This is a genomic window from Pseudoalteromonas sp. NFXS53 (assembly GCF_056629255.1).
Map to the genome: position 1 here is coordinate 240,538 of NZ_JBWVBR010000001.1, position 11,600 is coordinate 252,137.

12 protein-coding genes are annotated in these 11,600 nt (G+C 40.8%); 8 read left to right on the plus strand and 4 right to left on the minus strand.

Annotated features, from left to right (window positions below; genetic code table 11):
• Entirely contained in the window at window positions 1-669 is a 669-nt protein-coding gene (locus tag AC1HJP_RS00955) for a class I SAM-dependent methyltransferase (RefSeq protein WP_480359748.1), read from the plus strand.
• A 2-nt stretch (window positions 670-671) separates the two neighbouring features.
• On the opposite strand, the gene AC1HJP_RS00960 is transcribed toward AC1HJP_RS00955, so the two are convergent.
• Together AC1HJP_RS00960 and AC1HJP_RS00965 are read right to left on the minus strand one after the other, a co-directional pair.
• A complete protein-coding gene (locus AC1HJP_RS00960) occupies window positions 672-1,211 on the minus strand; it encodes a DUF6942 family protein (RefSeq protein WP_480359749.1) in 540 nt (179 codons plus the stop codon).
• Window positions 1,208-1,660: a YaiI/YqxD family protein gene (locus AC1HJP_RS00965; RefSeq protein WP_480359750.1), complete on the minus strand. Its 453-nt coding sequence runs from the start codon at window positions 1,658-1,660 to the stop codon at window positions 1,208-1,210. Before AC1HJP_RS00965 ends, AC1HJP_RS00960 begins: the two co-directional genes overlap by 4 nt.
• A 766-nt stretch (window positions 1,661-2,426) precedes the next feature.
• Here AC1HJP_RS00965 and AC1HJP_RS00970 point away from each other — a divergent pair.
• From AC1HJP_RS00970 to AC1HJP_RS01000, 7 genes are all read left to right on the plus strand, one after another.
• On the plus strand, window positions 2,427-2,993 hold the full coding sequence (locus tag AC1HJP_RS00970; RefSeq protein WP_480359751.1) for a uracil-DNA glycosylase family protein: 567 nt from the start codon (window positions 2,427-2,429) through the stop codon (window positions 2,991-2,993).
• Between the two features lie 106 nt (window positions 2,994-3,099).
• Window positions 3,100-3,453 carry a hypothetical protein gene (locus AC1HJP_RS00975; protein ID WP_475166334.1) on the plus strand — a complete coding sequence of 118 codons (354 nt, stop codon included), beginning with the start codon at window positions 3,100-3,102 and terminating at the stop codon, window positions 3,451-3,453.
• 136 nt (window positions 3,454-3,589) lie between these two features.
• On the plus strand, window positions 3,590-4,162 hold the full coding sequence (gene efpL, locus AC1HJP_RS00980) for an elongation factor P-like protein EfpL (RefSeq protein ID WP_058031736.1): 573 nt from the start codon (window positions 3,590-3,592) through the stop codon (window positions 4,160-4,162).
• Window positions 4,163-4,342: 180 nt separating this feature from the next.
• Window positions 4,343-5,623 carry an efflux RND transporter periplasmic adaptor subunit gene (locus AC1HJP_RS00985; protein ID WP_480359752.1) on the plus strand — a complete coding sequence of 427 codons (1,281 nt, stop codon included), beginning with the start codon at window positions 4,343-4,345 and terminating at the stop codon, window positions 5,621-5,623.
• Between the two features lie 77 nt (window positions 5,624-5,700).
• Window positions 5,701-6,393, plus strand: coding sequence for an ABC transporter ATP-binding protein (locus AC1HJP_RS00990; protein WP_480359753.1), 693 nt, complete (start codon window positions 5,701-5,703; stop codon window positions 6,391-6,393).
• A gap of 6 nt (window positions 6,394-6,399) precedes the next feature.
• Window positions 6,400-7,722 carry an ABC transporter permease gene (locus AC1HJP_RS00995; protein ID WP_480359754.1) on the plus strand — a complete coding sequence of 441 codons (1,323 nt, stop codon included), beginning with the start codon at window positions 6,400-6,402 and terminating at the stop codon, window positions 7,720-7,722.
• Window positions 7,723-7,731: 9 nt separating this feature from the next.
• A complete protein-coding gene (locus AC1HJP_RS01000; RefSeq protein ID WP_480359755.1) occupies window positions 7,732-8,940 on the plus strand; it encodes an ABC transporter permease in 1,209 nt (402 codons plus the stop codon).
• A 78-nt stretch (window positions 8,941-9,018) separates the two neighbouring features.
• On the opposite strand, the gene AC1HJP_RS01005 is transcribed toward AC1HJP_RS01000, so the two are convergent.
• Together AC1HJP_RS01005 and AC1HJP_RS01010 are read right to left on the minus strand one after the other, a co-directional pair.
• Window positions 9,019-9,747 carry a 5-oxoprolinase subunit PxpA gene (locus AC1HJP_RS01005; protein ID WP_480359756.1) on the minus strand — a complete coding sequence of 243 codons (729 nt, stop codon included), beginning with the start codon at window positions 9,745-9,747 and terminating at the stop codon, window positions 9,019-9,021.
• Between the two features lie 11 nt (window positions 9,748-9,758).
• The gene (locus AC1HJP_RS01010; protein ID WP_480360249.1) at window positions 9,759-11,555 is read right to left on the minus strand and encodes a glycoside hydrolase family 3 protein; all 1,797 of its coding nucleotides are present in this window, start codon (window positions 11,553-11,555) and stop codon (window positions 9,759-9,761) included.
• Window positions 11,556-11,600 lie beyond the last annotated feature (45 nt).

Consider the following 11,600-nt stretch of genomic DNA (forward strand, 5'->3'; position numbering starts at 1 on the left):
ATGCCTGACTTTAAAGGTGAGCAAGCCACACATTATGACGAAAGGATCACCCGGCTCGTGCCCGGCTACGAGCTACTACATGGCTTGACGGCCGCGCAATTAAACGTACTTTTTCCTGATGAAGCGACAATCCTAATTGTGGGAGCAGGCACGGGTAAAGAGGTTGTAGAATTAGCTAAGCTTAATTCTACATGGTCTTTTATTGTGCAAGATGTTTCTGCTGACATGCTCGCTATCGCAGATCAAAATTTTACTAACTTAGGCCTAAGTCATAGGGTAAAAATACAATGTGGTGAGTTAACGTCTCTCACTGAGCGTGTTGATTGTGCCCTATGTTTGCTAGTTCTACACTTCTTAGAAGATAACAGTGCAAAGAAAACGCTTTTAAATCATATTAATAGTGTTTTAAAACCAAGAGCGCCTTTATTTCTTGTTGACCTTATGAAGCCAGAAACTCCGTTTGAACGAGAGGCGCAGTTAGTATTTTGTCGTACTCTTGGTTTAACAGAAATTGGGCAAACACGAATGCGCCATAATCTAGAGCATGAGTTTTATCCACTTGATCGAATGCGTTTAAGCGAACTGCTCGATGAATGTGGCTTTAACGCCCCCCACCCTTTCTTTAAGGCGCTTGGTTTTACTGGGGTAAGCTGTCATAAGCGCACTTAGTTTTAAGTACTCGTGCGCTCTAATTCAGCTAAGAGTCCTACGAGCCGAGTTATCTTAATATTACTCAATTGCCTGTAGTCTAAATACGGGCAGATCACTAAATTACTAACTTTGTCGATTGCGAACTCCTCATCTAACCACACTAAAGAGTTAGTAAAAATGTGATCTCGGAGTAATTTTTTGGCATATGTTCTGCCAGCAATAACATGAAATTTATAATTTTTTTCAGAAAAATTTGGCGGGCTAAAGAGCAATGCTTCTTGGCTATGCCCTTGTAGCAGTACTTTATCTCGGTAGTCTTGCCAACGTTTAAAGTTAGTAAAATTGTGATCTGGATGCTGCCACTCAGCTAAGATTTTTGCATAAACGTTGAAAACTTTGCGCCATCCATTACCACATGCTTGGTTTATAACATCGATCTCACCTGTACTAAGTGGTTGTACTGATTGAAGATTATGGTATTCAGACATGCTGGGCGGGTTTTCAACATAGATTGCGATTAAGCCCTCTTTTGCCCCTAATCCCTGAGTTGATAATTTCATGATCTGTGGTGTGCTAGCAGGCTATCAAGGGCGTTGGCGAATGTTTGTTTATCGGTGCTGTTTAATTTGGCAGGTCCCCCTGACATTTCCACACCACTGCTGCGCATAGTATCCATAAAATCCCGCATATTAAGGATTTGTTTAATGTTGTTCTCAGTAAACTTTTCGCCTCTTGGACTCAATGCAAAAGCGCCCTCCTCTAGTACTTCTGCAGCAAGAGGGATGTCTGAAGTGATAACTAAATCGTCCTTTTTAACTCTTTTTACAATCTCATTATCAGCAATATCAAAGCCTTTGCTCACTTGGAGTAAGTTCACATATTGTGTTACAGGGACGCGCATACTATGATTTGCGACCAGTGTTGTGTGTGTTTTAGTGCGCTCAGCTGCGCGGAAAAGTATTTCTTTGATAACTGCTGGACACGCGTCCGCATCGACCCAAATATGCATAAATAAACTCTGAGTTAGTAAAAATTTGGTGTGAGTGAAGATGATACCAATAAAACCTAAATCAGCAAGTGTAAACCCCCTTTACACTTAGATTGAATATAGCTTATGAGGCTCAGTGTCATTGTATTTTCATAGAAGCTCTTAAAATAGCGAAGTATTTTTATGTCCATGAAAGGTATTGAGATCATATTTTTACTAACTAAAAAGACGTTAAGCTTAATGACACTTTATAAAGATCAGTTTTTTACTAACTGGCTTTGTGACAGATCACGATTTTACTTACTGAACTCTCTTAATTAGTTCCAAGATCATATTTTTACTAACTAAAGGTGTTTTTAATTGTTTATTTAAGACTTCAAGATCATGTTTTTACTAACTTGATAACCTATTCGTTCTCGAAAGATCATAATTTTACTAACTAGCTTAGTAAAATTATGATCCAAAAATAGTTATCAATGCCTAAATGTTAATAACTTTTTCATATAGAAGATGTTTTTTCAGAAAGTGGTAGGCGTTGTCGTATAGCTAACGCTTGAGTTGATAAAATCGTGATCTGTATGGCCCAATAAAATCGCGGATTATTATAAATGGATTAAAGTAACTTGATTGGTAAGGGAAAGAGTTGAAGGTATTTAGCAAATATCCCTTTAAAGTATATGTTTATTACTGCCATTTCATGGATCTGCGTTTTTAAAAAATTTATAGTCCTCAATTCAGATTAACTTAGTAAAATAACGATCTGAACATGAACTACTAGTATAATAATATGAATTTAATTGACCAAATTACGACGTGTCGACTTTGCGACGAAGCTCTTCCCTGTGGTGCTCGACCTGTCATTCAAGCTTCACCGGTTGCTAAAATTCTGATCTCAGGGCAAGCCCCAAGTCTGAGAGTTCATCAAACGGGTAAGTTGTTTAATGATCAAAGTGGCGAAACACTTAGAGATTGGCTGGGAGTAACCGAAGCACAGTTTTATGAGCCTGACTTATTTGCCATTGTGCCGATGGCTTTTTGTTATCCGGGTAAAGGAAAAAGTGGTGATTTACCCCCTCCGAAAATATGTGCACAAACTTGGCGACAGCCACTAAAAGATTACTTTAAACAAATACAATTACACATATTAGTTGGTCAGTATTCACAGCGCTATTATTGTAGTCATTTTAAGTCAGTGACCCAGCAGGTTCAGCAATGGCGGTCTATGCTACCAAAGCGAATTGCTTTGCCTCACCCCAGCCCAAGGAATCAGCCATGGCGAGCTAAAAATCCTTGGTTCGAACAAGCCTTAGTACCTGAGTTAAAAGCACAAATAAGAAAGTTAATCGCTGGTTAAAGTTATTTTAACGAAAAGGCGTTGTTTTTTTAGATAAGTCAATACATACTTACTTGGCATTACACATGATTACAAATATTAACAAGTACATTCTCAAGGATAGAATATGCTCAACAAGGTTACTGGCTGGTGTGCTGTTTTATTATCACTGATGGCCTTTTACCCTAGCAATATGACAGGTGGTTTGTCGTGTATTGGCTTCTATATAAGTTTGTTCGCAATGTTTATAGGGGCTTATGCAAGTAGTTCAGGCAAATATGTCTACTTCAATTTAGTATTTCTTTTTTCACTGATCAATATTTTCGTTATCAATGATGGTACGAACGTATTTTTGTTCTCACAGCAAAATGACTGGGTTTATGTGTTATCTATGTACGGTATTTTTGCAGTCGTGAGTGTTGTTTGTTTTGGTCTACTCAGAAAAGAAACACTGCTAGCGCAATTAGACGCAGTTAATTAGCCTACTTTATTAAGTTGGCTATTCAATTGGTCAACTTACTTCCCTCCCCTTTTATATATCTCTTGCCTTCTGTGCTTGGCGTTTTAGTGACTTCATGGTAATTTTTGGCAAATTTATTTTCAAAGAGATAAAAGTCATGCCTAAGGCAAGTGAAATAAAAAAACATAATGCCATTGATTACAACGGTCGCGTAATGATTGTACGTGATATCGAACGTTCAGTACCTCAAGGTCGCGCTGGCGGTAGTTTATACCGTATGCGTATGTACGATGTTGTAACAGGCGGCAAAGTTGACGAAACGTTCAAAGCTGAAGAAATGTTAAATCTGGCTGATTTAGTTCGTCGCCCGGTTATGCTGTCTTATATCGACGGTGAAGAACACGTGTTTATGGACGAAGAAGATTACACACCATATAACATCAATACGTCTTCAATTGCTGAGCAAGTACTATTTATTAACGAAGAAACAAAAGGCTTACAGGCTGTTTTAGTTGAAGGCTCGCCAGTTTCTATTGACCTACCATCAAGCGTTGAGCTAGTAATTGAAGACACATCACCTTCAATTAAAGGTGCTTCAGCAAGTGCACGTACAAAGCCTGCAACGCTAACAACAGGTTTAATTGTTCAAGTACCAGAGCATATTTCTACAGGTGATAAAATCAAAATTAACACTGATGAGAAAAAGTTCATGGGGCGTGCAGACAGCTAAGCTCTTCGGTTGCGGCTTTTATTAACCGCAACCAATAACCACTCCTTTTTGTTTTAACAAAACTTTAACCTTTGTTTCTTTCCTGATAAACTCCGTACCTATTTTGTTTTTTGTCTTTTTTAGTGACATAAAATAAATATCTTTATTCTATTTTTTGCTACGGATTAGCAAGGGTTTTTAATGAGTTATATTCCAGATACCAGTGCACAGGACTCACAAGTCGTCACGCCTAAACAAACTAAAAAGTGGGTTATTTATACCGCTTCATTATTTGCATTTTTAACGTTTTGTTATGCTTTTATTCTTCCCCTAGTTGAAGGCTGGGTTGGTGGTAAATCAGCGATTTCTCTCGATAAACTTAAGCTGGCACAAGTCACACAAGGCGATTTTATCCGAGACTTTTCAGTACAAGGTAAAGTGATAGCAGCTCGCCGCCCTGTTTTATACAGCCCCGCACAAGGTACCGTTACTTATTTAGTGGATGCGGGCGATCGTGTAGAGATGGGTCAAGTACTAGCGCAAGTAGAAAGCCCGGAGCTTCAGAGCCTGTTTGAGCAAGAAAATACTCAACTCTCAAGGCTGAGAACGCAACTAGCAAGAGAAAAAATCCAGGCTAAACATATCCAGTTGCAGCAAGAAAACCGCATTGGCCAAGCAAGAGTTGCACTTAACGCAGCGAAAAGAGAAATGCGCCGTTCGGAAGAAGCCAAAGAAAATCAAATTATCAGTGATATCGACTTTCAAAAGGCCAAAGACGATCTTGAAAATGCACTGCGCGAGTTTGAACATGTGAATAAAGAAGTCGCGCTACTAAAAGAAAGTCAGCAATTTGAAATTCAAACCTATGAATTTGAATTCAACGCACAAAAGGTAAAAGTAGCTGAATTACAAAGGCAAGTGTTAGGCCTTGAAGTACGTTCTCCGGTTGCTGGTTTGGTAGGCAATTTAAATCTAGAACAAAAAAATACAGTCAGTAAAAACCAGCCATTAATGAGTGTCGTTGACCTCAGTGAATATGAAGTCGAAGTGTTAATTCCAGAAACTTATGCCGATGATTTAGCCTTAGGCATAGAAGCCGAAATCAATTTTAACGAGCAAAGCTTCATGGGGAATCTAGTTGCCATGTCTCCTGAAATAACCAAGGGGAGTGTTCAGGGGAAAGTGAGATTCACGGGCACTGCGCCCGATAATTTAAGACAGAATCAGCGGCTCACTACACGCTTGATATTAGAGCAAAGATCACAAGTAAATTATCTGCCAAGAGGGCGATTTTTACAAAACTATGATGGTATGCACATCTATGTACTACGCGATAACGAAGCGGTAAAAGTACCAGCAAAGCTCGGTACGAAAAGTTTGTCTAAAGTCGAGGTGATTTCAGGTCTCGCACTCGGTGATACCGTGATTATTTCTGACTATCGAATTTTTGAAAAGGCTGCAAGCGTTAGAATCCTTCAATAAAATATATTTATTAAGTTTGCTTAACGGGGTAGCAACTTATCTCATCGTTTTGGAAGAATGAAAAATAAGGAAAGGAAATGTTGAAAATGACAGGGCTTGCAAAAGCCTACATAACTTCTGATATTAAAACACAGGCGCTTCAGCCATTTGATTTAACCATAGGGCAGGGAGAGTTTATTTCAGTCATCGGCCCTTCTGGTTCGGGTAAAACCACTTTTTTGAATATTGCTGGTTTACTCGAAAACCATAGCGGTGGCGTATACGAACTCGATGAGCAAGATGTTTCAAAGATGTCTGATAAGCAAAAGTCGGCTTATAGAAATGAAAAAATTGGCTTTGTTTTCCAGAGCTTTAATCTGATCCCAGAACTTAATTTATACGACAATATTGATATGCCTCTGCGCTATCGAAAATTTAATGCAAAAGAGCGTGATGAGCGCATCATGAAAGCATTAGAACAAGTAGGCCTTGCTGGTCGCAAAAACCATTATCCAACACAATTATCGGGTGGTCAGCAGCAGCGTGTTGCAATTGCCCGTGCGATTGCAGGTTCGCCAAGTGTTATTTTTGCCGATGAACCTACCGGTAATTTAGACTCAAAAATGGCGCAAGGTATTATGACATTGCTGCAAGATATTAATGCGTCAGGCACGACGATTATTATGGTGACCCATGATAATGAACAAGCACAGCTTGCGCAGCGAATTGTGCAAATAAAAGATGGTTTGCTCAGTGAAGAGTCGCCTGTTTTGACTCAAGCTATCGCTTAAGGGGTCATGATGTTTTCATATTATGTGAAATTAGCGCTGATTAGCTTTAAGCGAACGCCATTACTCAGTTTTTTAATGGTAATGCTCATAGCTATGGGTATTGGCGCAACAATGACGACCTACACCGTCAATTATATGATGAGCCAAGACCCGATACCATCAAAAAGCGATAACTTATACTCAGTGCAAATTGATAGTAGAGGTAATGGCGTAGATTATAGTTACCTCGATACTATCCCACCAGAAATGACCTATCAGGATGCAATGAACATCCTCAAGTCTGATATTCCCAAATATCAAGCTGTGATTAGTGCAATCCGTACGACCGTAAAAAATCCAGCAAAGCATGGCACTGCAGTAACAAGAGAAGTACGTACAACCAGTGCTGACTTTTTTCCTATGCTTGAAGTGCCATTCTTATATGGCAGAGGCTGGGATGAAACGGCGGATAACAATGCAGAGCAAATCGTTGTGTTAACTAAACAGGCGAATATGCGTTTTTTTGGTGGAGAAAACTCAGTTGGCCAAACACTGCAGTTAGGTGAGGATCTATATCAAGTAGTGGGCGTGCTTGATGATTGGTTAATAGTTCCTAAATTCTATGGCCAAAATAATGCTATGTACTCACAACCTTTCGATATTTTCATGCCATTTAGTACACAAGTTAGCAAAGAAATTTTTACTACCTCACTTATTAATATCGCTTGTTGGAAGCCTGCTGAAGATGAAAGTACAGCTGCTTTTCTTGCTTCTGAATGTACTTGGATCAAAATTTGGGCTGAGCTAGAAAATGATGAAAAAAAGCAGCAATTCCAACTGTTTTTAGATAACTATGCGCAACAGCAGCAAGCACAAGGGCGCTTTGCTAACCGCATTTTGAATAAACTTGTATCTGTTAAACAATATCTTAGCGAAGAAAAGATTGTCCCTGAAGATAGCAAAATAGCAGTGTGGCTTGCCGCACTCTTTTTAATTGTTTGCTTACTTAATTGCATGGGGCTGATGATGGCTAAATTCCATGGTAAAGCCGGAGAAGCAGGATTGCGCCGAGCTGTCGGGGCGAGTCGACAACATTTAATTGCACAATTTTCAGTGGAGCTAGCGGTTGTAGGCTTTATTGGGGGCGTTTTAGGTCTGCTTTTAGCACAACTAGGCTTAGTTGCTATGACGAATTTATACAGTCACTTACATAGTTCGCTGATGCAGATGAATGCCTTAATTGTGGTTATTACTTTGGCTTTAGCTGTAGTGATCAGCTGCATTTTTGGTTTGATACCGATTCTAAAAGCCAGCCGAATTCAACTTTCAAGTCAGCTAAAAAGCTTATAGGAGTTAATTATGAGAGATTTAGCCCCGATAATTAAAGCTTTATTTAGAGAGAAATTGGTACCTTTTCTTCTTATTTTGCAAATATCAGTCACTTTTATGGTGATGGTAAATGCTGTGAATATGATCAGTGAGCGTGAGAAGTTGATGTCTAGACCCACTGGTGTTGACGAAGAAAACGCTTTTTATGTTTTGACGAATTTGCAGGGACCTGCTGAGAATTATATCGCAAACTTGAGCCATGATTTGGCAAGCTTACGCGCAATAGAGGGGGTTGAAGCGGTCTCTCCTTTAAACGGTGTACCTCTAGGGTTGTGGGGTAATTATACTTCTGTTTATCCTAACTTAGATACAGAGTACCCAATTGATGTGGCAGGATATTATGGCTCTGATGAGCATATTGTTAAAAACTTAGGCCTTACATTAATTGCTGGAGACAACCTGACTTTAAGCGATACTACGATTACCGCAAATGGTGGTCATAATATTTCTTCTAATATTTTAATTACCAAAGCCTTTGCTGAGTTAGTGAGCCCCGAAGATTGGCGCCAAGCTGTAGGGCAGACTGTTTATACATCTAACACACCTCAGCGCATTAAAGGGATAGTAGAGGCTATGCAAGGTGCTTGGCCACGGTGGTATGGTGTAAATGGTTCAATTATTTATCCCGTTATCGAAGTAAATAATACAATTCGTTATTTTGTACGGGCAGAGTCAGGGCAGCTTGATAATGTAATGGAAGAAGTTAACAAAGTACTGCTAAACACACCCGGACGCGTCATTGAAAAAATGCAGACGATGGAAGAGGTGAGACTAAGGGCGTATAAAGATGATAATGCAAGTAGCAAGCTACTTATATCAGTCTGTATTGGATTGTTACTTGCGACAAGCTTAGGCATTTACGGGCAAGCACGTTTTTCGGTTAACCGTCGTAAAAGGCAGATAGGCACGCGTAGAGCATTAGGTGCAAGTAAAGGTCAGGTTATGCGATTCTTTATGCTTGAAAATGCTGTGGTCAGCCTTACAGGACTTGTTATTGGCTTTATTGCAGCATTATCTCTGAGCGAGCAATTTTCTCAACATTTTGGTTTAACACCTGTACCGTTGCCGTATTTATTATCGGGTATGGCCGCACTGTTTGTGCTAGGCCAGCTATCAGTGAGTTATCCTGCACTGCAAGCGTCAAGAGTGGAACCTGCTATCGCAACGCGAAGTGCTTAAACACTTTAGCTTAATTGAAAAAGCCAGATCATATTTTTACTAGGTAAGATTTTGATCTGGCTTTTTGTATCTGAGTAATTATTTTTTTATCAACTGCTTAATCTCTTTCACTAAGGCAATACTGGCTTCGTTATCTCCATGCACACATAAGGTATCTGCTCTTAGTGCGAGCGTGCTTCCTGAGCCCGTGGTGACTGTGCCTTGAGTCAATAACTGCTCGACTTGTGCCATCAAAGCAGGCTTGTTATGCACTGCATTCGGCTCAGTTCTTGGGGTTAAACGTCCTTCGTTGGTATATAAGCGATCCGCAAAAGCTTCAAACAACAATGGTAGGTTATATTTTTCAGCCATAGCTAAGTGCGACGCTTGCTCGTTGGTCGCCAGTAGCATTAACTTTAGCGGTTTGGCATAGCTACTCACTGCCTGCATGACAGTTTCTAAAATGCCGTTATCGGCCATCATATCGTTATACAGTGCACCATGCGGTTTTACATAACTAATTGATAAACCATGCACTTGTGCCATACCGTCAAGGGCTGCAATTTGATAGTGCAAACAATTTACTAACTCATCATGACTGAGCTTCATAGAGCGGCGACCAAAACCTTGTTTGTCGGGATAGCTTGGGTGAGCACCAATTTGCACATTATGCTGTTTAGCAAGCGTGAGGGTTTGAGCCATCACATCCGGGTCACCAGCGTGAAAACCACAAGCAATATTTGCCAAATCAATCACTTGCATAGCGTGGCTATCTAACCCCATTTGCCACGCACCAAAGCTTTCACCTAAATCGCAATTTAATAACATGTTTGCTTCCTTTAAATACTGACAGGGAGTTGGCCTTCAGGCTTTTCGAGGCCCAAAATCACTTTAGCGAGCGCAGTAAACGCAGGGCCAGAGATCACATTTTTACTAACTACATCGACATTGTAGGCATAACTTGCCAAAACCGCTTGTGCGTAAGGCACATAAGTTGGGATCTCATAGGGGGCGCGCAGGCTAATAAATAGCGTTGGCTTTTCAGCAAGTTTTGCCTGCTTAAGCAGTGCTAACAGGGCTTTGGGTTGCTCATTACGTTTGAGCTTAAAGCTGTCAAGGGCCTTTACATCATCCATGCCACCAATCTCAACTGCACTTTGTTGCGGGCTGGCATGGGCGGCTATGATCAGGTCTGAGTTAGTAATATTTTGATCTGCCTGTTTTGGATCGAACCCTTGCAAGCTACTACACGTGATATGTAACTCTTGCTTGCTTAAAGAAAGTAAGGCTTGCTCAAGAGCATGGCATTTTTGCGTATCAGGCATGACTAAATGAATGCGCTTATGTTTAGCTTGAATAGGCAATAGACCTTGGTTTTTCACTTGAGTGATGGCCGCAACAGCGAGTTCACTTTCAAGTTGTCGGTGACTTGGGTTCCCTAATGTCGCTTTAGCAATGGCGGCAGAGCGGGGCGCTTGGCTTGCTAAAAACTGTTGCTTGAGAGAAATAATACGCTGTGCTGATTGTGCTATTTCTGATTTCTTTAACTCACCCAAAGCGACCGCCGCATTCAGCGTACTCACTAGTTCATCGAGCTTTTTAATATCGTCAGGAGTTCGAATGGTAATCGGCATCAGAGCAATATCAACCCCAGCTTTAAAGGTTTCAATCACCGCGGATGTAGGGGTAAAGAAGTGGCTGATCCCCGCCATATCGAGTGCATCGGTCACCGTCACACCTTGGTAGTTCAGCTTTTCTCGTAGTAAATCGTGCATAATTTTACGCGACAATGTAGCCGGTTTAATCATGGCTTCACCTTGCTTGTTCACAAAGGTACTGTTATCGAGCACAGGGTATTGAATATGCGCCGTCATGATCATACCCGGCGCATGCTTATCAATAATGTATTTAAAAGGCGCCAGCTCAACTTGTTCAATACGTTTTAAATCGTGTTTAACAAGCGGCAAACCTGTGTGGCTATCGACCGAGGTATCACCATGGCCCGGAAAGTGTTTAAGTGCTGAAATAACATTTTGCGTTTCAAATGCTTCAACTTGTGCGGCACCCATTTTGGCAACTTCGAGTGGGTTCTCTGAGAAAGCGCGAACGTTGATCACCGGATTACCAGCGTTGTTATTCACATCAACAGTTGGCGCAAAGTTTACGTTAATGCCTAAGCTGTTAAGCTCTTTACCAATGGCGGTGGCCACTAAACTGGCATAGTGCGTCCCGTGTTTATGATAAGTGGCTCCTATGCTCATATTACCCGTGAAAGAAGTCGCCTCAGCACGGTTGATTCGAGCTACACGGCCACCTTCTTGGTCAATCGATATAAACAAGGGTTGTGGATGTTTAGCTTGCTGAGCAGCCGTTTGTAAGTCATTGGTGAGCTTTACGACTTGCGCAGTATCTGGCACGTTTTCGGCGAATAAGATCACGCCACCAATGTGGTGTTTAGCAATCAAATCTGCAAGAGCTTTAGGCAACTCGGTCATACCTTGTCTACAGGCTTTTGATTCGCCGCTATCGCAGTAATAACGAAAATCTAGCATCAACTTTTGACCAAGTTGTGCTTCTAAAGGTAGTTCAGAGGCATGATTGAGCGATTTCGCTGCACCGCTGGCACTGATTGTCATGGCGATCACCATCCCGATATTTTTTAAAAATTGCGTCACAGGCTA

Coding starts and splice junctions, on each gene's coding strand:
- AC1HJP_RS01010 (WP_480360249.1), bottom strand. CDS start 11,555: ATGACAATCAGTGCCAGCGGTGCAGCGAAATCGCTCAATCATGCCTCT.
- AC1HJP_RS00965 (WP_480359750.1), bottom strand. CDS start 1,660: ATGCATATTTGGGTCGATGCGGACGCGTGTCCAGCAGTTATCAAAGAA.
- AC1HJP_RS01005 (WP_480359756.1), bottom strand. CDS start 9,747: ATGTTATTAAATTGCGATTTAGGTGAAAGCTTTGGTGCGTGGCAAATG.
- AC1HJP_RS00995 (WP_480359754.1), top strand. CDS start 6,400: ATGATGTTTTCATATTATGTGAAATTAGCGCTGATTAGCTTTAAGCGA.
- efpL (WP_058031736.1), top strand. CDS start 3,590: ATGCCTAAGGCAAGTGAAATAAAAAAACATAATGCCATTGATTACAAC.
- AC1HJP_RS00955 (WP_480359748.1), top strand. CDS start 1: ATGCCTGACTTTAAAGGTGAGCAAGCCACACATTATGACGAAAGGATC.
- AC1HJP_RS00960 (WP_480359749.1), bottom strand. CDS start 1,211: ATGAAATTATCAACTCAGGGATTAGGGGCAAAAGAGGGCTTAATCGCA.
- AC1HJP_RS00975 (WP_475166334.1), top strand. CDS start 3,100: ATGCTCAACAAGGTTACTGGCTGGTGTGCTGTTTTATTATCACTGATG.
- AC1HJP_RS00985 (WP_480359752.1), top strand. CDS start 4,343: ATGAGTTATATTCCAGATACCAGTGCACAGGACTCACAAGTCGTCACG.
- AC1HJP_RS00970 (WP_480359751.1), top strand. CDS start 2,427: ATGAATTTAATTGACCAAATTACGACGTGTCGACTTTGCGACGAAGCT.
- AC1HJP_RS01000 (WP_480359755.1), top strand. CDS start 7,732: ATGAGAGATTTAGCCCCGATAATTAAAGCTTTATTTAGAGAGAAATTG.
- AC1HJP_RS00990 (WP_480359753.1), top strand. CDS start 5,701: ATGTTGAAAATGACAGGGCTTGCAAAAGCCTACATAACTTCTGATATT.